Origin of the sequence: Mesorhizobium sp. YC-39 (assembly GCF_025753795.1) — a bacterium.
Taxonomy (GTDB): Bacteria; Pseudomonadota; Alphaproteobacteria; order Rhizobiales; family Rhizobiaceae; genus Mesorhizobium.
Genome location: NZ_JAOWPS010000001.1, coordinates 946152 through 968824, shown reverse-complemented (window position 1 = coordinate 968824; position 22673 = coordinate 946152). Strand labels below are relative to the sequence as shown.

Genomic DNA, 22673 nt, shown 5'->3' with positions numbered 1-22673 from the left:
GACGCCGCACTGCATCACACTGCTGTGTTGCAGCGCAGCAAAAAAATCGTGAAAGATCACTGGCATAAATCCCAGCGATCAGAAAAATTGATTGGCGCAACACCTTGTGCCACCGTTACATTCGACTGGTCCAGCCAAGCGAAAAAAGCTGGCCATCGAGGAACATCTTCCATGCCACAGCGAAACGATACGGCCATATGGTCTGGCCTGTTCCGAATTTCGGCGGAATCCGGCCAGACCTTGCAGGCACAGATCCGTCAGGCGATCGTCGCCGCCATACTGGACCGGCAGATTGCCGCTTCGATGCCGCTGCCGTCCTGCCGGATTCTGGCCGAAAAACTCGGTGTTGCCCGCGGTACCGTGGTGCTGGCTTTCCAGCAGCTGGTCGACCAGGGGTTCCTGGTGGCGCGCGAACGGCGCGGCCATTTCGTCAATCCCGACGTGCTGGCGACACCGGCCAAGCCGCACCAGAAGGCGCCCGACCAGGCCAATGAGATCGACTGGAAGGCGCGCCGACAGATCGCTGCCAGCGACATGCCGCCACCGGCCAAGCATGACAACTGGATCAAGTCGTCCTACCCCTTCGTCTACGGCCAGTTCGACCCGGCGCTGTTCCCGACCGCCGAATGGCGCGAATGCAATCGCATGGCGCTGGCTGTGCTCGAAATCCGCAACTGGGCCTCTGACATGGTCGACCGCGACGATCCGCTCTTGATCGAGCAGATCCAGGCGCGGCTGTTGCCACGGCGCGGCATCTTCGCCAATCCGGACGAGATCATCGTGACGCTCGGCGCCCAGAACGCGCTCTATATGCTGGCCACCCTGCTGATGACCAAGGGGTCCAAGGTGGCGATGGAAGATCCCGGCTACCCCGATGCACGTTCGATCTTCCGGCTGGCGGGTGCCGATATCGCGCCGGTTCCGGTCGACCAGTCCGGTATCGTAACCGCTTCTATCCCCAATGATTCCGGCTTCGTCTTCGTGACGCCCAGCCATCACTGCCCGACCATGGTGCCGCTGTCGGCGGAGCGCCGGCAGGATCTGCTCTCGCGGGCCAACCGCTACAACCAGATCATCATCGAGGACGGCTATGACAGCCAGCTCCTGGACGAGGCGCCGCAGCAGGCGCTGAAGAGCCTCGACCGGTCCGGCCGCGTCGTCTATGTCGGCTCGATGTCGAAGACGCTGGCTCCGGGGTTGCGGCTCGGCTACATCGTCGCCTCCGCCGGTCTGATCTCCGAGCTTCGCGCACTGCGCCGCTTTATGCTGCGGCATCCGCCGGCCAATAACCAGCGTGCGGTCGCGCTGTTCCTGTCGCTGGGCCATCACGAGGCGCTGGTGCGTCGGCTGTCCTCCGCCTTCGACGAGCGGCGCAAGCGTCTGGTCCATGCGATTTCCGCTTTCCTGCCGGAGTGGCGTTCGACCGACTCGGCCGGCGGCACATCGCTGTGGCTCGAGGGGCCACGCGGCACCGATTCGCGCGGCTTGGCCGAGGCCGCTGCCTCGCGCAGCGTCATCATCGAGCCCGGCGACCGTTTTTTCGACCGCACCGAAAAGCCTTCGCGCTTCATGCGCTTGGGCATTTCCTCGATCGCGCTGCAGCACATCGAGCCCGGCATCCGCGAACTGGCGACGGCGGCGGGCCGCAGGCCAGCGGCGGCCTGATTCCTTCTTGCGAACGGAGCCGGAACCGGCTCCGTTCCCATGGCGAGGTTCTTTAGCACTCTGGCATATGCGACGGGGTCGTCTGGCCCATAGGCTGTGCCAACGCCGGCGGCATAGTCGGCGGACAAAGGGGACGAAGCAGGCCGATGGTGGACCAACCGCCGCCTCCCGCTTCGCAGCTAAAGGTGGAGTGCCTCCATGTCAGTGGCTCTTGAGAAGCCGGATTCGCCCGCAGACCAGCGTTCGCGGCGATCAGGCGGACGCGAAGCGCGCCGCGCCATGCGGGCGGCGCCGCTTGCCGACGACATCAAGCCGGTGCGCGCCGGCCTCGAAGGCGGCAGCTACGGACCCCTCAGCGAAAACGACCGCGAGCGCATCCACGAAGCGGTGCTGACGCTGCTCGAGACGGTCGGCTTCGCCAACGCCATCCCCTCCTGCATCGAGGCGTTGACCAAGGCCGGCGCCACCTATGGCGACGACGGCCGCATCCGCTTCCCCCGCGCCCTCGTCCTCGACACCATCAGACGAGCGGCACGGCATTTCACGCTGCACGGCCAGGATCCGAAGCACGACATGCTGATCAAGGGCAAGCGCGTGCATTACGGGACGGCCGGGGCCGCCGTGCATCTGGTCGATGTCGAGAAGCGCGAATACCGCGAGTCGCTGCTGCAGGACATCTATGACGCCGCCCGTATCGTCGAAGGGCTGGACAACATCCATTTCTTCCAGCGGCCGATGGTGCCGCGCGACATTCCCGACCCGCTCGATATGGATTTCAACACGCTCTACGCCTGCGTGATGGGCACGTCGAAACATGTCGGTACCTCGTTCACGGTGCGCGAGAATGTCAAGCCGGCGCTCGACATGCTTTATGCGATCGCCGGCGGCGAGGAGAATTTCCGCGCCCGGCCGTTCGTCTCCAATTCGAACTGCTTCGTGGTGCCGCCGATGAAATTCGCCGAGGACGCCTGCGGTGTGCTCGAAGCCTGCGTCGAAGGCGGCATTCCGATCCTGCTTTTGTCGGCCGGACAGGCCGGCGCGACGGCGCCGGCGGCGATTGCAGGTGCGGTGGTGCAGGCGGTGGCCGAAGTGCTTGTCGGCCTCGTCTATGTCAACGCCATCAAGCCGGGACATCCGGCGATCTTCGGCACCTGGCCGTTCGTCTCGGATCTCAGGACCGGCGCCATGTCGGGCGGATCGGCGGAGCAGGCGGTGCTGACCGCGGCCTGCGCGCAGATGGCGCAATTCTACGACCTGCCCGGAGGTTCGGCCGCCGGCATGACGGATTCGAAATTGCCCGATATCCAGTCCGGTTATGAAAAGGGCATCACCGACGTGATGGCCGGTCTCGCCGGTCTCAACCTCGTCTATGAATCGGCCGGCATGCATGCCTCTCTGCTCGGTTTCTGCCTCGAAAGCCTGATCATCGACAATGACATGCTCGGCCACTGCCTGCGCTGCGTGCGCGGCATCGAGGTGACCGACGAAGCGCTGTCTATCGACACGATCGCCGAGGTTTGCCTGAACGGACCGGGCCACTATCTCGGTAATGAGCAGACGCTGAGGCTGATGCAGACCGAATATTTCTATCCGGCCGTGGGCGACCGCTTTTCGCCGAAGGAATGGAACGAGAAAGGCAGGCCCGACATCCTGCAGCGGGCGATCATCGAGAAGAAGCGCATCCTCGCCGAGCGCTTTCCCCGCCATGTGCCGAAGATGATCGACGACAAACTGCGTGCCCGCTTCGGCGAGATGATCAAGCTGCCGCGCGGCAATATGGGCGGTTGAAACCACCTCCGCGAGACAGTCAATCCGCGCTCAGCCCGTAGCGTTCGACGACTTCGGCGCTGATCAGCTTGGCATGCAGCGTCATCAGCACGATTTGTGCATCGAAGCTGTCGCCGGTCTCAAGTGCCGCCTCGATCCGGCGCTCCGCATCCAGCATGTTTTCACGGCCATTGGACCGTTCAAACGCTTCCGGCCCGGCAATACAATAGCCGAACAGCCGCGCCACCGATGGATAGGCCTGCGGTGGCGGCTCGTCGGACCAGTGGTCCTTCATCAGATTGACGATGGTAAGTTTTACGCCCTCCGGCACAAGAGCGGGATGCAGGTCGACGCCGCGCAACGCGGCGTCGAGTTGCCTGAGGTCAGCCGAGCGGCCGAACATGCCGAGGAAACCTGGGGAAGAGCGCCGTTGGGCCATGATGTTCCTATCCGTTTCCAGACATATGGCTCCGCTAGCCCCCTTTTACACGCGCAGGCTGGGTGCGGCGAAGTGCGGTCTCTATCCGCTTACGGCCAGCAACAAGACACCGGCGAGGACCGATCCCGCAAGCGTCGGCAGCATGCCGATCTTCAGCTTCAGGATGGCGATCATGGCGGCGCATGACAGGAGCGCCGCGCGCCAGTCGATCGACGAAAGCACCGGCACGTCCATTCCAAGACCCATGTCGCGCACATCGCCGAAGATGACGTGCAAAGCGAACCATAGAGCGAGATTCATGATGACGCCGACAACGGCGGCGGTGATCGCACTGAGCGCCGCCGACAGCGCCTTGTTGCCGCGCAGCGCTTCGATGTAGGGCGCGCCGAGGAATATCCAGAGGAAGCACGGGGTGAATGTGACCCACAGCGTGAGCAATGCCCCAAGCGACCCGGCAAGCAGCGGGCTCAGCAAACCGGGTTGGCGGAAAGCGGCTAGAAAGCCGACAAACTGCAGGACCAGAATGAGCGGACCGGGCGTCGTTTCCGCCAGCCCAAGGCCATCGACCATCTCACCGGGCGCGAGCCAGCCAAAGGAGCCGACAGCTGCCTGCGCGACATAGGCAAGGACTGCATAGGCACCGCCGAAGGTGACGACCGCCATGATGCTGAAGAACCTGCCGATCTCACTCCAAACGCTGGCGGATCCGGTGAACGCCCAGATCAGAAGCACAGGCCCGAGCCAGATCGGCAGCCAGATCGCCAAAGTGCGCGGCGCATGCCATCTCGTCGGCCTGGTATGGGTCAGTTCACCGCGCTCGAACATCAGGTCGACCGCGCCCTTGATATCGGGCGCATCGCCCTTGCCGTGTGCAGAACCGGAAAAAAGGTCCGGCGCAACGCGGTTGCCGATCCAACCTGTCAGGCCCGCAAGCAGGATGATGAGCGGAAACGGCACATTCAATGCGTAGATAGCGATGAAGGCGGCGAGTGCGATCGACACCATTGCCCGGTTCTTCAGGGCACGCCTTCCGATCCGGATGACCGCTTCGATGACGATCGCGAGCACGGCCGCCTTCACCCCGAAAAACAGCGCCTCCACAAGCGGCGCATCGCCATACAGCGCATAGAGGGTGCTCAAAGCGAGCATCACAACCGCGCCCGGCACGACGAACAGGATGCCGGCGACCAGGCCGCCGAGCGTCCGGTGCAGCAGCCAGCCTATGTAGACGGCAAGCTGCTGGGCTTCCGGGCCGGGCAACAGCATGCAGTAGTTCAATGCATGCAGGAAACGCTGTTCGCCGATCCAGCGTCTTTCCTCGACCAGTTCCCTGTGCATGAGCGCAATCTGCCCGGCCGGCCCGCCGAAGGAGAGCAAGCCGATTTTCGCCCAGACCTTCATGGCCTCGCTGAAGGTCGGCGCAGCCGGCGCCTGGGTGATCTCGCCCGTTTCTTCCGTAACCAGGGCGTTCATGATGGTTTGCCCGCGCTTGGCCAATTGTGCGTCTCCTCGGTGGCGTCACGGCACCAGCGGAAAAACGCGTCGTAAAGCAGCATGCCTGCCTGCAATTGTTCCAGATCGTCGCGAAACATCCGCGACAGACCAAGCGAGGCGGCCAGGAATCCGGCCGCTTGGGGAGCCAGATCGAGGCTTGCCGTGTCGGCCGCGCGCACAATCATGGCGAGACGGTCGAGCGGCTCGGATTCGAGTCCGAACTCCTCGATCATCGTGTCAAAGGTGCAGCGTTCGCCCCGGTGCGACCAAAACACATTGTCGATGTCGAAAGGCTCGGCCTGAAAGCGATCCGCGGCGGCCGCCACTTCGGCGGCCTCGACAAAGAGAAAAACCGCGCCCGGATCGATGAAACGCCGGATCAGCCAGGGGCAGGCGATGCGATCGACCTTCGGACGGGCCCGCGTCACCCATATGGTGCGGCCCTTTTCGTCGCGGGGCGGCATCTTGTCAGTGCGAACCAAGAGCCCCTTGGCCTCGCGCCAGGCCTCGAAGCCGCCTTCGAGGGATTCGGCGGCAATGCCCTCATGCCGCAGCCAGGCGGCCACGCCTTGCGAGAGCTTTTGCCCTTTCTGGCAGACGACGGCCACCCGGCTGCCAGCGAAATCGGCCGCCCAGGCCGGGACGGTTTTGAAATCACGCCGGCAGGATGCCGGCAGCACGCGTGGATCGGCGTCGTAATCATCATCGACGCGAACATCGACGATCGTTGGTGTACCCGGCAGACCAATCAGACGGGACAATTGCGGTACGGTGATAGCGGTTGTTGACGGCATGGCGTCCACCTCCTTGAAAGAGAAGCTTGGACGCGAACGTTGGGCTGACGCCTCACGGGGTCGTCGCGATGCACCCCTTGCCATGATCGTGGGTTTGTCGCGCCCGCTTGTCAAGCATCATCCGTCGCCCTTGTCCCATTCCGTCGCCAAGCGGTTCAGGAAAAAGGACACCGCTCGATTGCACTGGCATCTTGCGTTGGGTTGACAGGCGGATAGGTCGACTATATTTAACTCATAGGTTAATTAACTTCAAGGTTAATCGACATGCCAATAGACCACCTCTCGACGACATTCGCCACGCTGGCCGATCCGACGCGGCGCGCCATATTGGCAAGGCTGGCACTTGGCGAAGCGACCGTGAATGAGCTGGCAGCCCCCTTCGCCATGAGCCTGCCGGCAGTTTCCAAGCACCTCAAAGTGCTGGAACACGCCGGACTGATCACACGCGGACGGGAGGCGCAGTGGCGGCCGTGCCGGCTGGAAGCAGGGCCGCTGAAGGACGTTGCCGGTTGGCTGGAGCACTATCGCCGTTTCTGGGACGACAGTTTCGATCGCATGGCCGACTATCTCAAGGAAATCCAGACCAAGGGAGACCCGGATGGCCGCAAGAACTGAGACAGCCGAAGCACAGCAATACGCACTGGAGATTTCGCGCCTGTTCGATGCACCGGCGGATCTGGTGTTCGAGCTGTGGACGACGCCGGAGCATCTGGTGCGCTGGTGGGGGCCAAGGAATTTTTCCTCGACCACGGAAATATTCGAATTCCGCGAAGGCGGACGCTACCGCCACCTTATCCACGGGCCTGACGGCCAGACCTATGCCATGTCGGGGATCTTTCGCGAGATTGTCGTGGCAAAGCGCATCGTGTTCACATTTGCTTGGGACGAAGGCGACGTCCAGGGTCGATTTGAGACGATGGTGACGGTGACCATGGCCGCCGAGGGCGACCGCACACGGCTGACTTTCAGGCAGGAGCCGTTCGCCGACGTCGAAACCCGGGATTCTCATACTGAGGGCTGGAGCGAATGCCTGGACAAGCTACGCGTCTGTCTGGCGAGCATTTGAAAAGAAGTCTCACTCGGCGGCCTGTCGGGCGCAGCCAGCACAATTCAAGACCCACGAGGCAAGACGATGAAAAAGACTTATCACGGCAGTTGCCATTGCGGCGCGGTGCATTTCGAGGCCGATATCGACCTCGCCGAGGGCATCCGCAAATGCAATTGCAGCTTCTGTTGGAAGCTCGGCTACCGGAAGTCCTTTGCGGCTTATGAAGCCGTTCGGGTGACGGATGGACGCGACCGGATGCGGGAGTACAAGGCGAGCCCGTCCAACTGGCCTGAGGGTGACATCAACCACTATATGTGCCCGAATTGCGGGGCGAATTTCTTCTCGCGCGGCTATCTCGACTTCATGGGCGGCAATTTCTGGGCGGTGAACGTCGCTTGCCTCGACGATGTCAGCGACGAGGAGCTCGCCGCGGCTCCAATCATCTATGAGGATGGCAAGCGCAACCGGCAGATGGAAGCGCCTGCGATCACCAGCTATTTGTAGAGCAAGGATGCATGTGCGGCGGCTTGATCCGGATCAAGCCGCCGTTTGTGGAAGTTTCGGCGCTCTGGCGTTCAGTGATTGTCCCTCGGCACGCCGCTGGTGTGTGCGACATCCTGATATTTCACCGCCGGCTTCAGCACCATGCCAGCCGAGAACTGGTCGACCATGCCGCGCTGGATCTCCTGCCATGGCGTCTGGTGTTTGGGGTAGTGATAGCCGCCATTGTTTTGCAGTTCGGCGCGGCGGCGCGTGATCTCGTCGTCGGTGACGAGGATATCGGCGGTGCCCTTGCGCAAATCGATGCGGACGCGGTCACCGCTCTTCAGCAGCGCCAACCCGCCGCCTATTGCCGCTTCGGGCGAAGCGTTGAGGATCGATGGCGAACCCGATGTGCCCGATTGCCGGCCGTCCCCGATGCAGGCCAGCGCGTGAATGCCCTTCTTGATGAGATAGGCCGGCGGCTGCATGTTGACGACTTCGGCGCCACCGGGATAGCCGATCGGTCCGGCGCCGCGCATGAACAGGATGGTGTGTTCGTCGATGCCTTGCGCCGGATCGTCGATGCGGGCGTGGTAATCCTCCGGCCCGTCGAAGACCATGGCGTTGCCCTCGAAGGCCTCGGGGTCCTTCGGGTTCGACAGATAGCGCTCGCGGAATTCGGGCGAGATGCCGCTGGTCTTCATGATCGCCGAATCGAAGAGATTGCCCCTGAGATTGATGAAGCCAGCATTGGCTTTCAACGGCTCCGCGACGGTGCGGATGACATCGTGATTCTCGTTGACCGCGCCCTTGCAATTGTCGCCCATGGTCTTGCCGTTGGCGGTCATGGCATCGGGATGAGGCAGCAATCCGGCCTTCATCAGTTCGGCGACGACGGCGGGCACGCCGCCGGCATGATGGTAGTCCTCGCCGAGATACTCGCCCGTCGGCTGCAGATTGACGATGAGCGGTACCTCGAGGCCGATCTTCTGCCAGTCGTCATTATCGAGCGGGACGCCGAGATGGCGGGCAATCGCATTGAGGTGGATCGGTGCATTGGTCGAGCCGCCGATGGCCGAATTGACGACGATGGCGTTCTCGAAAGCCTTGCGGGTCATGATGTCGGACGGCTTCAGATCCTCATGCACCATGTCGACGATACGCTTGCCCGTCTCATAGGCGATCTGGCCGCGCTCCCGGTAAGGCGCGGGAATCGCGGCAGAGCCAGGCAATTGCATGCCGAGCGCCTCGGCCAACGAGTTCATCGTGGTGGCGGTGCCCATGGTGTTGCAATAGCCAGTCGACGGCGCCGAGGAGGCGACGATGTCCATGAACTCGTCATAGTCGATCTCGCCGGCTGAGAGGCGCTGGCGCGATTCCCAGACGATGGTGCCGGATCCCGTGCGCTTGCCCTTGTGCCAGCCGTTCAGCATCGGTCCGACCGAGAGCGCGATGGCCGGAATGTTGACGGTGGCGGCAGCCATCAGCAGCGCCGGAGTGGTCTTGTCGCAGCCGATGGTGAGCACGACGCCGTCAAGCGGATAGCCGTAGAGCACCTCGACCAGGCCGAGATAGGCAAGGTTACGGTCGAGTGCCGCGGTCGGGCGCTTGCCGGTCTCCTGGATCGGATGGCAAGGGAATTCGAAGGGGATGCCGCCCATCGACACGATGCCCTCGCGCACGCGCTTGGCCAGTTCGATATGATGGCGATTGCAGGGCGACAGATCCGAGCCGGTCTGGGCGATGCCGATCAGCGGCTTGCCCGACATCAATTCGGCGCGCGTCAGCCCGTAATTCAGGTAGCGCTCGAGATAAAGCGCCGTCATGCCCGGATTATCGGGATTGTCGAACCACTCCTGCGAGCGGAATTTTTTCTTTTTTGTGGGGGCGCCGGCCATCATGGTCTCCGTATTTGTATGACAAATCGATATGACAACGCGCGAGAGCAGGCAAGAGGCACGCGCGATCCGAACCCACACTTTGGTGCGATAGACATGTCCGCACCCCTACGCTAGGGCTTCGGGCCTGTCTTTTCCGGGGAGATTTTCATGGCTTTGGTGATCGAAGGCGAGGAGCGCATCGCCGCACCCCTGCAAAAAGTGTGGGAAGCGCTGAACGACCCGGACATTTTGAGACAAACCATTCCCGGTTGCCAGAGCCTCGAGAAGAAGTCGAATACAGAGATGGCGGCGACGGTGGTGTTGAAGATCGGGCCGATCAAGGCGACATTCAACGGCGAGGTGACCTTGAAAAACCTCAAACCGCCGCACTCCTACACCATCCAGGGCGAGGGCAAGGGCGGTATTGCCGGCTTCGCCAAGGGCGGCGCCGACGTTACGCTGACCGCCGACGGGGCAGAGACGACGGTGCTCAAATACGCGGCCAAGGCCGATGTCGGCGGCAAGATCGCGCAACTCGGCAGTCGGCTGATCGAATCAACCTCGAAAAAACTGGCAGGACAGTTCTTTTCAAGCTTCGGCGAAAAGGTGGGTGGCTGAGCCCCCCTTTAGCGGTTACTCGAACACGATGCTTGGCACCGCCGCTTCGGCCGCTCCGCGTTCCTCATTGACCCGGCCCCAGACCTTCGATGCGATGTCGCGGTAGATCTTGGCCTCGGCGCCGTCCGGTTTCGAGACGACCACCGGTGTGCCTGCATCCGAGCTCTCACGGATACCCATCTCCAGCGGCACTTCGCCGAGGAAGGTGACGCCGAGCCGCTCGGCCTCGCGGCGGGCGCCGCCATGGCCGAAAATGTCGTAGCGCTTGCCGGTGTCGGGGGCGATGAAGTAGCTCATGTTCTCGACGATACCCAACAGCGGCACGTCGACCTTCTTGAACATGTTGAGGCCTTTGCGCGCGTCGATCAGCGCCAGATCCTGCGGCGTCGAGACGATGACGGCGCCGGCAAGCGGCACCTGCTGGGCCATGGTGAGCTGCGCGTCGCCGGTGCCGGGCGGCATGTCGACGACGAGCACGTCGAGCGGGCCCCACTCGACCTCGCGCAGCATCTGCGTCAGCGCCGACATCACCATCGGCCCGCGCCAGATCATCGGTGTCTCCTCATCGACGAGGAAACCCATCGACATCACCTTCAGACCATAATTCTGCATGGGTTTCAGGATTTTGCCGTCGACGGTCTGCGGCCTGCCATGGATATTCAGCAGCCTCGGCATGGATGGACCATAGATGTCGGCATCGAGCACGCCGACCCTCAGTCCGTTGGCGGCGAGGCCAAGCGCGATATTGACGGCGGTGGTCGACTTGCCGACACCACCCTTGCCGGAGGCCACCGCAATGATCGCCTCGATCCCAGGCACGCCGCGCTTGCCTTGGCTGTGCGAGGCAGGCGCCTGCGGCGCCGGCCGGGCGGGTGCGGCAGGTGGCGCGGGCCTGGGTGCGGGCCGCGCCGGAACAGGGGCCTCCATGCCGCCACCCTTCTTCTCCGCCGTCAGCGCAACCACGGCGCCGGCAACACCAGGAATCGCTTTCACCACCCGTTCGGCGGCGGCGCGCAGCGGCTCCATTTCCTGGGCGCGGGCCGCAGGGACGGTAATGGAGAAAAAGACCTTGGCGTCGGCAATGAAAATCTCGGAAACCATCCCAAGATCAACGATGTTGCCGGTGAAGTCCGGCCCGTTGACCGTTTTCAGGCGCTCGATGACGGATTCCTTGGTGACGTTTTCCTGGAGGGCGGGCATCAGCTTTTTCCTCTGCTTTTGCGCATGAGATAATGCAGTTCCCGGGCAGAACCAAGCGGCGGAACGACACGCCGGGTCGCATGAGCCCGAAAACCTGCGTTGGCTTGTAGGGTTTTGCGGAAGCCGAACGTCCTTGGGAAGACGCACGCCGATCATGCAAGCAGCGGTCGCCAGAAGACGAAGCGGCCCTATTTCTTGCATGGCTTTCGATGTGCCCTCAGCAAGGAAAGGAGACTGTCATGCTCGCAAACAGCAACGCAACAGCCAACCTCGCGGTGAAGGATCTAGCCAAAGCCAAGACCTTCTACCAAGACATCCTGGGTTTGACGGAGGTTCACAATGAGGGCGGCGAACTGATCGTTTACAAAAGCGGCGACACCAGCATCAATGTGTACCATTCGGAATTCGCCGGCACCAACAAGGCGACGGCAGTGACCTGGATGGTCGGCGACGAGATCGGCAATATCGTCAAGGCGCTGAAATCGAAGGGCGTCGCTTTCGAGCACTATGAGATGCCAGGCCTGACGATGGAAGGCGATATCCATGTCGGCTACGGCATGAAAGTCGCATGGTTCAAGGATCCCGACGGTAACATCCTGAACCTTGTGGACAGATAGATTCGCTGCGTCACCTCGCCAGGTTAACCGCAAGGTAGGTGAGAGCCGAAATCGCGGCGGTGGCCGGCAAGGTCACGATCCAGGCGATGACGATGTTGCCGGCGATGCCCCAGCGCACTGCCGAGACGCGGCGGGCAGCACCAACACCGATGATGGCGCCGGTGATGGTGTGAGTGGTCGAAACGGGAATGCCGAGCCAGGTGGCGGCGAACAGCGTGACGGCGCCGCCGGTCTCGGCGCAGAAACCCTGCATCGGATTCAATCGGGTGATCTTCGAGCCCATTGTGTGAACGATGCGCCAGCCGCCGAACAACGTGCCCAGCGCCAGTGCAGACTGGCAGGTGAGCACGACCCATAGCGGCACGTGGAAACTTCCGCCAAGCATGCCTTGCGAATAGAGCAGCACGGCGATGATGCCCATGGTCTTCTGCGCGTCGTTGCCGCCATGACCCAGCGAGTAGAGCGAGGCGGAAAAGAACTGCATGATGCGGAAGGTGCTGTCGACGGCAAATGGCGTCTGGCGCACGAACAGCCAGGAAACGAGCAAGACCAGGAGCAGAGCCAGCAGGAATCCTGTCGCCGGCGACAGCGCAATGGCCGCAATGGTCTTGCCCAGACCAGACCAGACGATGGCGCCGGTGCCGGCCTTTGCGACCCCGGCGCCAACCAGGCCGCCGATTAGCGCATGCGAGCTGCTTGAAGGAATGCCGGCAATCCAGGTGACGATGTTCCAGACAATGGCGCCGACAAGGGCGGCGAAGATCACCGCCGGCGTGACGATGCTGGCATCGATAATGCCCTTTCCCACTGTTTCCGCGACGTGGAGGCCGAAGAACAGGAAGGCGATGAAATTGAAGAACGCCGCCCAGAACACTGCATAATGCGGCCTCAGCACGCGGGTCGAGACGATGGTGGCGATGGAGTTGGCGGCGTCGTGCAGGCCGTTGAGGAAATCGAAAAACAGCGCGACGGCAACAAGGCCGACCAGCAGCGGAAAGGCGATTGTCGCTTCCATCACCTATACATTCTCGATGACGATGCCGCTGATCTCGTTGGCGACGTCCTCGAAACGGTCGACCACTTTTTCGAGCTGACCATAGATCTCGCTGCCGATCAGATAGGCCATCGCGTCGCTGCGGCCATGGCGCTTGAACAGGTCTTTCAGTCCCTGTTCGTGCAGATCGTCAGCCCGGCCTTCGGCGCGCATGACCTCCTCTGCGATGGCATTGAGACGGGCGCTGTTGGCGCCGACCTTGCTGAGCAGCGGGATCGCCTCGGCGACCAGCTTTGCGGCATCGACGATGACGCCGCCCATTTCCTGCATCAGCGGGTCGAACTCTTTCTTCTCGAACAGCCTCACCGTCTTGACGGTCTTGTGCATCATGTCGATGGCGTCATCCATGGACTGGATCAGGTCCTTGATGTCGCCGCGATCGAAAGGCGTGATGAACGAGCGGCGCACAGAAAGCAGGACTTCGGCGGTGATATGATCGGCCTCGTCCTCGAGTTCGACGATCCTCTGGCACCAGCGATCGATATCCTTGCCCTGGAGGAGTTGTTGCAGCGCCTGGGCGCCGCCGACCACGGTACGGGAATGCTGCTCGAACAGATCGAAGAAGCGATCTTCGCGCGGCAGCAGCTTGCGGAACCAGCCCAGCATGTTCGATCTCCGTCGTGCCGTTTCATTCACATAACGCTGCATGACGCGGCGGGAAATAGTAAGCCGGCTGAAAGATGTGGATGCGGCGACCAATTGGAGGCGGCTTGCGGCGGAACGCAATTTCCCCGACCTTGTGCGAAAGGATCGGACAGATAGCATGATCGACAAGCTGGAATTCTTCATCGCGCTCGCCAAGGAAGAGCATTTCGGCCGGGCGGCGGAGGTGTGCGGCGTTACCCAGCCGACGCTTTCGGCGGGGATCAAGCAGCTTGAGGGCCAACTCGGCGTGATGCTGGTGCTGCGCGGCTCACGCTTTCAGGGCCTGACGCCGGAAGGCAAGCAGGTGCTGGAGTGGGCGCGCCGCATCGTCGGCGACAGCCGCACCATGCGCGAGGAGATGCGCGCGGCGCGCCACGGCCTTTCCGGGCGCATCCGCATCGCCGCCGTCCCGACCGCACTTGCCATGGTCGCGCGGCTGACGACGCCGTTTCGCGAAAAGCATCCGGGTGTCACCTTCTCGGTGCTGTCGCGTACGTCGATCGAGGTGCTGACGCTGCTCGGCAATTTCGACATCGACGCAGGCATCACCTATCTCGATAACGAGCCGCTGGGCCGGGTGACCAGCGTGCCGCTCTATGACGAGCGCTATCAGCTGATCACCGCCGTCGGAAATCCTTATTCCGACCGCGACAAAGTGACATGGGCCGAGATCAGCCAGTTGCCGCTCTGCCTTTTGACACCGGACATGCAGAACCGCCGCATCATCGACCAACATCTGGCCGAAGCCGGCGTTCAGGTGCGGCCGACCCTCGAATCCAATTCGATGATCGTGCTGTTTTCGCATATCCGCACCGGCAAATGGTCGTCGATCATGCCGCTCAACCTTGCGGAAACATTCGGCTTTTCCGAGCCGATCCGGGCGATACCAATCATCGAGCCGGATGCCAGCCACACAGTCGGGCTGGTGGCGACGCCGCGCGAGCCGCACACGCCGCTGGTGCAGGCGCTGCTGGACGAGGCGATGGCGCTGGCAGACGATTTCCGCAACCACCGCTAGGTTAGACAATGCAGGCTGACGGATTTCGATAGAAGATTTCTATCGAGCGACGAAACAGCTTTATTGATTCTGCGGGTTTCCTCTGATTTTGTAAAGACTTAGCGATAAATCGCTATCGACAGGGAGGGCGCTGCATGACGATGCAGCTAGCAAGTACCGAGATCCAATCGCGCACGGCGGCGATCATTCAGGAGTTGAAGGACCTCGAAGGTCCGCTGCTGCCGATCCTCCACGGCATCCAGGAAGAGTTCGGCCATGTGCCGCAGGAAGCGTTGCCCGTCATCGCCGATGGGCTGAACCTCTCCAGGGCCGAAGTGCACGGCGTCGTCACCTTCTATCACGATTTCCGCGCCCGTCCGGCTGGCCGGCACGTGCTCAAGCTCTGCCAGGCGGAGGCCTGCCAGTCTATGGGTTCGGACGCAGTCGCCACCAAGATCAAGCAGTTGCTTGGCATCGGTTTCCACGAGACCACCCGCGACGGCTCGGTGACACTCGAGCCGGTTTATTGCCTCGGGCTTTGCGCCTGTTCGCCATCGGCGATGCTGGATGGCGAGGTGATCGGGCGGCTCGATGACGAGAAGATCGAAGAGATCGTCGCGGAGGTGCGCTCATGATCCCCCGCATCTATATTCCCGGCGATTCCGGCGCGCTGGCGCTCGGCGCGGAAAAGGTCGCCAAGGCGATTGCGAGGGAGCTCGCCGAGCGCGGCGTCGAGGCCAAGATCGTACGCAACGGTTCGCGCGGCGCCTATTTCCTCGAACCGATGGTCGAGGTGGCGACCGCCAATGGCCGCGTCGCCTACGGCCCTGTTAAGCCATCGGACGTCAAAAGCCTGTTCGATTGCGGCTTCCTCACCGGCGGCCATCACAAGCGCTGGCTGGGCGCGCCGGACAAGATCCCGTTCCTGGCCAAGCAGACGCGGCTGACCTTCGCCCGCTGCGGCGTCATCGATCCGCTGTCGCTTGACCATTACAAGGCGCATGGCGGGCTGAGGGGCCTGCAGAATGCGGTGGCCATGGCGCCGGCCGACATCGTCAAGCAAGTCACCGAATCCGGCCTGCGTGGCCGCGGCGGCGCCGGCTTCCCGACCGGCATCAAGTGGAAGACGGTGCTGGATACGACATCTGACCGCAAATATATCGTCTGCAATGCCGATGAGGGCGATAGCGCGACCTTCGCCGACCGCATGATCATGGAGGGTGACCCCTTCGTGCTCATCGAAGGCATGACGATCGCCGGCATCGCCACCGGCGCCACCAAGGGCTTCGTCTATATCCGCTCGGAATATCCGCACGCGGTGGCGACGATGAACAGGGCTGTCGAGGTCGCCCGCAAGGCGGGCGTGCTCGGCGTCAATGTGCTGGGCTCGCCCAACGCCTTCGACATGGAAATCCGCGTCGGCGCCGGCGCCTATGTCTGCGGCGAGGAAACCTCGCTCTTGAACAGCCTGGAAGGCAAGCGCGGCGTGGTGCGCGCCAAACCGCCACTGCCGGCCATTCAGGGATTGTTCGGCAAGCCGACGGTGATCAACAACGTCATCTCGCTGGCCTCGGTGCCCATCATCATGGACAAGGGTGCGGCCTTCTACAAGGATTACGGCATGGGCCGCTCGCGCGGCACCATCCCGATCCAGATCGCCGGCAACGTTAGGCATGGCGGCCTGTTCGAGGCGGCCTTCGGCATGACGCTGGGAGAGATCGTCGACGATATCGGCGGCGGCACCGCTTCGGGCCGGCCGGTGAAGGCGGTGCAGGTCGGCGGGCCGCTCGGCGCCTATTTCCCGCGCGCTCTGTTCGACACGCCGTTCGACTATGAAGCCTTCGCCGCCAAGGACGGGCTGATCGGCCATGCCGGCCTCACCGTGTTCGACGACACCGCCGACATGTTGAAGCAGGCGCGTTTCGCCATGGAGTTCTGCGCCATCGAGAGCTGCGGCAAGTGCACGCCCTGCCGCATCGGCTCGACGCGCGGCGTCGAGACCATCGACAGGCTCGCGGCCGGCATCGAACCGGAGAAGAACCTCGCTCTGGTCACCGACCTCTGCAACACGATGAAGTTCGGATCGCTGTGCGCGCTGGGCGGCTTCACGCCCTACCCGGTGATGAGTTCGATCACGCATTTCCCCGAGGACTTCAAGCCGGCGCCAGCGCGCGCGGCTGCTGAATAGGAGCTGGCAGATGAACATCAAGGCCGACTTCCCATCACTGATCGAAGAGATCGACTTCGGAACACCGCAATCCAATGCGGAAAAGCAGGTCACACTGACGGTCGACGGCCGCAGCATCACCGTACCGGAAGGCACGTCCATCATGCGTGCGGCGATGGAAGGCGGGGTCGAAATCCCGAAGCTCTGCGCCACCGACATGCTGGATTCGTTCGGCTCGTGCCGCGTCTGCCTTGTCGAGATCGAAGGCCGCGGCGGCACGCCGGCGTCCTGCACGACGCCGGTTGGCGAAGGCATGGTGGTCAACACGCAGTCCGAGCGGCTCGACGCCATTCGTCGCGGCGTCATGGAACTCTACGTATCCGACCATCCGACCGGCTGGAACGAGAAGGCCGGAACCGGCGCCAGCGAGTTCGACACGGTGGCAAAGTCTGTCGGCCTCAGCGAGAACCGATACGGCGTCGAGGGCCGCAACCACGTCAAGCAGGAAAACGGTGTGGCGCCCGGCCATGGTTCGCTGGCGGTCGACTACATCGCCCGCGATGAATCCAACCCCTATTTCACCTATGATGCAGCGCAATGCATCGTCTGCTCGCGCTGCGTGCGGGCCTGCGAGGAGGTGCAAGGCACCTTCGCGCTGACCATCGAGGGCCGCGGTTTCGAATCGCGCATGGTCGCCGGCATGCACGAGGATTTCATCGCCTCCGAATGCGTGTCCTGCGGCGCCTGCGTGCAGGCCTGCCCGACCGACGCGCTGCGCGAGAAAACGGTCCTTGCCAAGGGCCTGCCGGAGCGCTCGGCCGTCACCACCTGCGCCTATTGCGGCGTCGGCTGCTCGTTCAAGGCCGAAGTGAAGGACGACGAGGTGATCCGTATGCTGCCCTACAAGGAGGGCAAGGCGAACCATGGCCATTCCTGCGTGAAGGGCCGTTTCGCCTACGGCTACGCCACCCACAAGGACCGCATCCTGTCGCCGATGATCCGCGAAAAGATCTCCGATCCCTGGCGCGAAGTGACCTGGGAAGAGGCGATCGCCCATACCGCCAAGGAATTCCGCCGCATCCAGTATCAGTATGGACGCACCGCGATCGGCGGCATCACCTCCTCGCGCTGCACGAATGAGGAGACCTATCTCGTCCAGAAGCTGGTACGGCAGGGCTTCCGCAACAACAATGTCGACACCTGCGCGCGCGTCTGCCATTCGCCGACCGGCTACGGGCTCGGCCAGACCTATGGCACCTCGGCCGGCACGCAGGATTTCGATTCCGTCGAATTCACCGACGTCGCCGTCATCATCGGCGCCAATCCGGTTTCGGCCCATCCGGTGTTCGCCTCGCGGCTGAAGAAGCGGCTGCGCCAAGGCGCCAAGCTGATCGTGCTCGATCCGCGCCGCACCGAGATGGTCAAGTCGGCGCATGTCGAAGCGGACTATCATCTGCCGCTGAAGCCCGGCACCAATGTGGCTGTGCTGACGGCGCTGGCGCATGTCGTTGTCACCGAAGGTCTGTTCAACGAGGCTTTTATCCGCGAACGCTGCGACTGGGCGGAGTTCCAGGACTGGGCGTCCTTCGTCGCCTTGCCGGAAAACAGCCCCGAAACCGTCGGCAAGCTGTCCGGCGTCGATCCCGAACTGATCCGCGGCGCGGCGCGTCTCTACGCCACCGGCGGCAACGGCGCGATCTATTACGGCCTGGGCGTCACGGAACACAGCCAGGGTTCGACCACTGTGATGGCGATCGCCAACCTTGCCATGGCCACCGGCAATATCGGCCGGCCGGGCGTCGGCGTGAACCCGCTGCGCGGCCAGAACAACGTGCAGGGCTCATGCGACATGGGCTCCTTCCCGCATGAACTGCCGGGCTATCGGCACATCTCCGGCGAAGCCGTGCGCGACATCTACGAGACCCTTTGGGGCGTGAAGCTCGACGACGAGCCCGGCCTGCGCATCCCCAACATGCTGGATGCCGCCGTCGACGGGACCTTCAAGGGCATCTACATCCAGGGCGAGGACATTCTGCAGTCCGACCCTGATACCAAGCATGTCGCGGGCGGTCTTGCGGCGATGGAATGCGTCGTCGTGCACGATCTCTTCCTCAACGAGACCGCGAACTACGCGCATGTGTTCCTACCGGGCTCGACCTTCCTCGAGAAGGATGGCACCTTCACCAATGCCGAGCGCCGCATCAACATGGTGCGCAAGGTTCTGGAGCCGAAGGCGCGCTACGCCGACTGGGAAGCGACGCAGGAGCTTGCCCGCGCGATCGGGCTGGACTGGAACTACCAGCATCCTTCCGAAATCATGGACGAAATCGCCGAGACGACGCCGAGCTTTGCCAACGTCTCCTTCGAGCTGCTCGACCGCGTCGGATCGGTGCAGTGGCCCTGCAACGAAAAGGCGCCGCTCGGCACCCCGATCATGCATGTCGATGGGTTCGTGCGCGGAAAAGGCAAGTTCATCCGCACCGAATATGTGGCGACGGACGAAAGGACCGGGCCGCGCTTCCCGCTGTTGCTCACCACCGGCCGTATCCTATCGCAGTACAATGTCGGCGCGCAGACCAGGCGTACCGAAAATGTGATGTGGCATGCCGAAGACCGGCTGGAGATCCATCCGCACGATGCCGAGAACCGTGGCATCCGCGACGGCGACTGGGTGCGGATGGCGAGCCGTTCCGGCGAAACGACGCTGCGCGCGCTGATCACGGACCGGGTGTCGCCGGGCGTCGTCTATACGACATTCCATCACCCGGACACGCAGGCCAACGTCATTACCACCGACTTCTCGGACTGGGCGACCAACTGTCCGGAATACAAGGTCACCGCCGTGCAGGTGGCGCCGTCCAACGGCCCGACCGAGTGGCAGAGGGACTATAACGAGCAGGCCCGCCAGAGCCGGCGCATCGCCCCGCTGGAAGCGGCGGAGTAGTCTTGGCCGCGCGCCGCAAAGCAACGACGCAGATATCGCGGCTGGCACACCGCGCCTCCGGCACCATGGCCGCGAACCGCATGGTGCCAGAGGAGACGCCGGTGGCGTTCTCCTTTGCCGGCACCACGCATGCGGTGATGATGGCCAGCCCCGCCGATTTCGAGGATTTCGCGCTCGGCTTTTCACTGACCGAAGGCATCATTGCCACGCCGGAGGAAATCGAAGCGATCGAGGTCGAGGATCTCGGCGCCGGCATCGATATCCAGATCCGGCTCAGGGATCAGGCCAACACGCGTTTTGAGGCACGGCGGCGCCGGCTGGCCGGACCGGTCGGCTGCGGGCTGTGCGGCATCGAATCGATCGAGGAAGCGATGCGGTCGGTCGATGCAGTCGGTTCATCAAAGCTTACGCTTGATGCCGAGGACATCACTCGCTCGGTAAAACTCTTGTCGAAGGTGCAGCCGCTGCATACCGAGACGGGAGCGGTACATGCCGCCGGCTTTTATGTTCCCGGCGAAGGCATCGTCATGGCGCGCGAGGATGTCGGCCGCCACAACGCGCTGGACAAGCTCGCCGGAGCGCTGGCGAAAGCCGGCATCGCCGGCGCGTCGGGCGCCGTCGTGGTGACGTCGCGTGTGTCGGTGGAGATGGTGCAGAAGACGGCCGCTATCGGCGCTGCCATTATCATCGCCGTTTCGGCGCCGACCGCGCTTGCCATCCGCACGGCGGAAGCCGCCGGGATGACGCTGGTGGCGCTGGTGCGCGGCGATGATTTCGATATTTTCACCCACCCGAACCGGGTGGTTTGCGGAGTTGCCAAGCATGTCGCATGACGAAGACCACATCACCAGCACCAGGGAAAAGCTGGTGCGCATGGCCAACCAGATCGCGGCCTTTTTCCATTCCAAGCCGCGCGAGGAAGGCATGGCCGGCGTGGCCGAGCACATCAACAAGTTCTGGGAGCCGAGGATGCGGCGGCAGCTCTTCGAGATGCTGGACAGCGGCACCGAGAATTTCGATGAGCTCGTGGTGGCCGCTTCGGCCAGGATCAAGCGGCCAAAGACGCCTGAACAGGCCGATATGAACCTTGGTTACACTCAGCCGACGCAAGCCGAGAGCGCGCCTCCCCTGAAATAGCCGGCCGCCAGAGGTCTTATATTTCAACCCTCTAAAGTTTGGCTGCCGCAAACGGCTCGGCTCTGCTATGGTTGACGACAGGAAAATCGTCTGGCCGGGCGGGACATTTGCGTGAGGCCGATCGAGACCAGATATGCCCGTAGCGGTGATGTGCGGATCGCCTATCAGGTGGTCGGCCAGGGATCGTTCGATCTCGTCTTCGTGCCGGGCTTCATCTCCAATCTCGACCTGCACTGGGAAGATGAGGGCTACAGCCGGCTGCTGAAACGGCTTTCGGCCTTCTCGCGGCTGATCTTGTTCGACAAGCGCGGCACCGGCCTTTCCGACCGCGTCGACACAAATCATTTGCCCAGTCTCGAAACCCGCATGGACGATGTGCGCGCGGTGATGGACGCCACCGGCAGCGGCCGCGCCGCACTACTTGGCGCCTCGGAGGGTGCGCCGATGGCGATGCTGTTCGCCGCCACCTATCCGGAACGGACGCGGGCGCTGGCGCTCTATGGCGGCTACGCGAATTTCCACAGATGGGTGATGCCGCCCGAACGCCTCGACGCCTTCATCGAGACAGCGGAGACGGCATGGGGCACCGGCGCTACCTTGCCCAATTTCGCACCGGGCCGGGTAGACGACCCGCATTTTACCCGGTGGTGGGCACGCTTCGAGCGGCTCTCGGCGAGCCCTACGGCCGCCGCGGCGCTGGCACGGATGAATGCGGGGATCGACGTGCGCGGTATCCTCCCGGCGATCAGCGCGCCAACGCTGCTCATCCACCGTCGCAACGATGTGCGGGTCGACCCGGACGCCAGCCGTTTCCTGGTGAAGAAAATTCCGAATTCCCGATTGATGGAAATCCCCGGGCGCGACCACCCGATCTGGACCGGCGACGTGGACAGGGTGGCCGACCTGATCGAGGAATTCCTGACCGGCGAACGCGCCGTGGCGGAAGCGGAGCGCGTTCTGGCGGCTCTGCTGGCGACGCGCATCTTCGACACCGCGCGGCTGGGCGACCGCATGTGGGGCGAACGCAACCTGCGCTTTCACGAAACGTGGCGACTGCTGGTCGGGCGCCATGGCGGCCGTTCGGCAGGCACGCATGGCGAGTTGATGGTCTCGCGCTTCGACGGGCCGGGGCGCGCGCTGCGCTGCGCGGCGGCGCTGCGCAACGCGGCGCAGGAAATCGGCGTGGCCAGCGCGCAAGGCGTGCATGTCGGCGAAATCGAATTGCGCGGGCCGCCGGTCGGGCTGACGGGGCGCGTGACGATGCAGCTTGCCGCCCATGCCGGCCGCGGCGACATCCTCGCATCGCGGCTGGTGGCCGACCTGGCAATCGGCTCGGGCGTTCATTTTGTCGATGCCGGACGAGTGAGCTTCGATGAACTGGACGAGCCGCTGGCGCTGGTCCTGGCGATGTCCGAGCAGCATTTGGAGCCTGCCTGCCACGCCAAGGCCAAGCCCGCGGAACCGGCGACGCTGACGACGCGTGAAAGCGAAGTGGTGAGCCTGATTGCCGACGGCAAGAGCAATGCCGCGATCGCCGCCGAACTTAGCCTGAGCGAGCACACGGTCAAGCGCCATGTCGCCAACATATTGCTCAAGCTCGACCTGCCGTCGCGGGCGGCGGCGGCGGCATTTTCCGCCAGGCACACTGGCCCGGACGGGCCATGAGAGCCATGGCGCTTTCGGGCGAAGCGGTCAGGGGGTCGTCGGCGCTATCTATTCTCCCA

The 22673-nt window shown here is 63.2% G+C and carries 21 protein-coding genes; 14 read left to right on the top strand and 7 right to left on the bottom strand.

Going from position 1 to position 22673, the window contains the following annotated elements:
- Nucleotides 1-171 precede the first annotated feature (171 nt).
- Both OHD62_RS04630 and OHD62_RS04625 read left to right on the top strand, forming a co-directional pair.
- Nucleotides 172-1665 carry a PLP-dependent aminotransferase family protein gene (locus OHD62_RS04630; RefSeq protein ID WP_097574782.1) on the top strand — a complete coding sequence of 498 codons (1494 nt, stop codon included), beginning with the start codon at nucleotides 172-174 and terminating at the stop codon, nucleotides 1663-1665.
- Between the two features lie 198 nt (nucleotides 1666-1863).
- On the top strand, nucleotides 1864-3453 hold the full coding sequence (locus OHD62_RS04625; RefSeq protein ID WP_107649350.1) for a trimethylamine methyltransferase family protein: 1590 nt from the start codon (nucleotides 1864-1866) through the stop codon (nucleotides 3451-3453).
- A 19-nt stretch (nucleotides 3454-3472) separates the two neighbouring features.
- On the opposite strand, the gene OHD62_RS04620 is transcribed toward OHD62_RS04625, so the two are convergent.
- From OHD62_RS04620 to OHD62_RS04610, 3 genes are all read right to left on the bottom strand, one after another.
- Nucleotides 3473-3871 (bottom strand): hypothetical protein, encoded by a 399-nt coding sequence (locus OHD62_RS04620; protein ID WP_263781257.1) that lies wholly within the window; start codon nucleotides 3869-3871, stop codon nucleotides 3473-3475.
- A gap of 81 nt (nucleotides 3872-3952) precedes the next feature.
- Nucleotides 3953-5344, bottom strand: coding sequence for a chromate efflux transporter (gene chrA / locus OHD62_RS04615; RefSeq protein ID WP_263781256.1), 1392 nt, complete (start codon nucleotides 5342-5344; stop codon nucleotides 3953-3955).
- Nucleotides 5341-6159: a sulfurtransferase/chromate resistance protein gene (locus tag OHD62_RS04610; RefSeq protein ID WP_263781255.1), complete on the bottom strand. Its 819-nt coding sequence runs from the start codon at nucleotides 6157-6159 to the stop codon at nucleotides 5341-5343. The genes chrA and OHD62_RS04610 overlap by 4 nt, the downstream gene beginning before the upstream one ends.
- A gap of 270 nt (nucleotides 6160-6429) precedes the next feature.
- On the opposite strand from OHD62_RS04610, the gene OHD62_RS04605 reads away from it, so the two are divergent.
- From OHD62_RS04605 to OHD62_RS04595, 3 genes are all read left to right on the top strand, one after another.
- The gene (locus tag OHD62_RS04605; protein WP_263782292.1) at nucleotides 6430-6774 is read left to right on the top strand and encodes an ArsR/SmtB family transcription factor; all 345 of its coding nucleotides are present in this window, start codon (nucleotides 6430-6432) and stop codon (nucleotides 6772-6774) included.
- A complete protein-coding gene (locus OHD62_RS04600) occupies nucleotides 6758-7225 on the top strand; it encodes an SRPBCC family protein (protein ID WP_263781254.1) in 468 nt (155 codons plus the stop codon). Before OHD62_RS04605 ends, OHD62_RS04600 begins: the two co-directional genes overlap by 17 nt.
- A 66-nt stretch (nucleotides 7226-7291) precedes the next feature.
- Complete coding sequence (locus OHD62_RS04595) at nucleotides 7292-7711, top strand: GFA family protein (protein WP_263781253.1); 420 nt, start codon at nucleotides 7292-7294, stop codon at nucleotides 7709-7711.
- A 71-nt stretch (nucleotides 7712-7782) separates the two neighbouring features.
- On the opposite strand, the gene OHD62_RS04590 is transcribed toward OHD62_RS04595, so the two are convergent.
- On the bottom strand, nucleotides 7783-9588 hold the full coding sequence (locus OHD62_RS04590) for an IlvD/Edd family dehydratase (RefSeq protein ID WP_263781252.1): 1806 nt from the start codon (nucleotides 9586-9588) through the stop codon (nucleotides 7783-7785).
- Between the two features lie 150 nt (nucleotides 9589-9738).
- Here OHD62_RS04590 and OHD62_RS04585 point away from each other — a divergent pair, with 150 nt between their 5' ends.
- Nucleotides 9739-10188 (top strand): SRPBCC family protein, encoded by a 450-nt coding sequence (locus OHD62_RS04585; protein WP_263781251.1) that lies wholly within the window; start codon nucleotides 9739-9741, stop codon nucleotides 10186-10188.
- A gap of 15 nt (nucleotides 10189-10203) precedes the next feature.
- On the opposite strand, the gene OHD62_RS04580 is transcribed toward OHD62_RS04585, so the two are convergent.
- Nucleotides 10204-11388 (bottom strand): Mrp/NBP35 family ATP-binding protein, encoded by a 1185-nt coding sequence (locus OHD62_RS04580; protein ID WP_263781250.1) that lies wholly within the window; start codon nucleotides 11386-11388, stop codon nucleotides 10204-10206.
- A gap of 239 nt (nucleotides 11389-11627) precedes the next feature.
- Here OHD62_RS04580 and OHD62_RS04575 point away from each other — a divergent pair, with 239 nt between their 5' ends.
- The gene (locus tag OHD62_RS04575; protein ID WP_263781249.1) at nucleotides 11628-12005 is read left to right on the top strand and encodes a VOC family protein; all 378 of its coding nucleotides are present in this window, start codon (nucleotides 11628-11630) and stop codon (nucleotides 12003-12005) included.
- A gap of 10 nt (nucleotides 12006-12015) precedes the next feature.
- Here OHD62_RS04575 and OHD62_RS04570 read toward each other — a convergent pair whose 3' ends face one another.
- Both OHD62_RS04570 and OHD62_RS04565 read right to left on the bottom strand, forming a co-directional pair.
- The gene (locus OHD62_RS04570) at nucleotides 12016-13020 is read right to left on the bottom strand and encodes an inorganic phosphate transporter (RefSeq protein ID WP_263781248.1); all 1005 of its coding nucleotides are present in this window, start codon (nucleotides 13018-13020) and stop codon (nucleotides 12016-12018) included.
- Between the two features lie 3 nt (nucleotides 13021-13023).
- Complete coding sequence (locus OHD62_RS04565; protein ID WP_263781247.1) at nucleotides 13024-13665, bottom strand: DUF47 domain-containing protein; 642 nt, start codon at nucleotides 13663-13665, stop codon at nucleotides 13024-13026.
- Nucleotides 13666-13822: 157 nt separating this feature from the next.
- Here OHD62_RS04565 and OHD62_RS04560 point away from each other — a divergent pair, with 157 nt between their 5' ends.
- The 7 genes from OHD62_RS04560 to OHD62_RS04530 all read left to right on the top strand — a co-directional run bounded on the left by OHD62_RS04560 (nucleotide 13823) and on the right by OHD62_RS04530 (nucleotide 22614).
- Nucleotides 13823-14722, top strand: a complete 900-nt coding sequence (locus OHD62_RS04560) for a LysR family transcriptional regulator (RefSeq protein WP_263781246.1) — start codon at nucleotides 13823-13825, stop codon at nucleotides 14720-14722.
- 134 nt (nucleotides 14723-14856) lie between these two features.
- Nucleotides 14857-15336, top strand: a complete 480-nt coding sequence (locus OHD62_RS04555) for a formate dehydrogenase subunit gamma (RefSeq protein WP_263781245.1) — start codon at nucleotides 14857-14859, stop codon at nucleotides 15334-15336.
- Entirely contained in the window at nucleotides 15333-16889 is a 1557-nt protein-coding gene (locus OHD62_RS04550; RefSeq protein ID WP_263781244.1) for a formate dehydrogenase beta subunit, read from the top strand. The genes OHD62_RS04555 and OHD62_RS04550 overlap by 4 nt, the downstream gene beginning before the upstream one ends.
- Nucleotides 16890-16899: 10 nt before the next feature.
- Nucleotides 16900-19812 carry a formate dehydrogenase subunit alpha gene (gene fdhF, locus OHD62_RS04545; protein WP_263781243.1) on the top strand — a complete coding sequence of 971 codons (2913 nt, stop codon included), beginning with the start codon at nucleotides 16900-16902 and terminating at the stop codon, nucleotides 19810-19812.
- 2 nt (nucleotides 19813-19814) lie between these two features.
- Nucleotides 19815-20645 (top strand): formate dehydrogenase accessory sulfurtransferase FdhD, encoded by an 831-nt coding sequence (gene fdhD / locus OHD62_RS04540; protein WP_263781242.1) that lies wholly within the window; start codon nucleotides 19815-19817, stop codon nucleotides 20643-20645.
- On the top strand, nucleotides 20635-20949 hold the full coding sequence (locus OHD62_RS04535) for a formate dehydrogenase subunit delta (protein ID WP_263781241.1): 315 nt from the start codon (nucleotides 20635-20637) through the stop codon (nucleotides 20947-20949). The genes fdhD and OHD62_RS04535 overlap by 11 nt, the downstream gene beginning before the upstream one ends.
- Before the next feature lie 111 nt (nucleotides 20950-21060).
- Complete coding sequence (locus OHD62_RS04530; protein WP_263781240.1) at nucleotides 21061-22614, top strand: alpha/beta fold hydrolase; 1554 nt, start codon at nucleotides 21061-21063, stop codon at nucleotides 22612-22614.
- Nucleotides 22615-22673 lie beyond the last annotated feature (59 nt).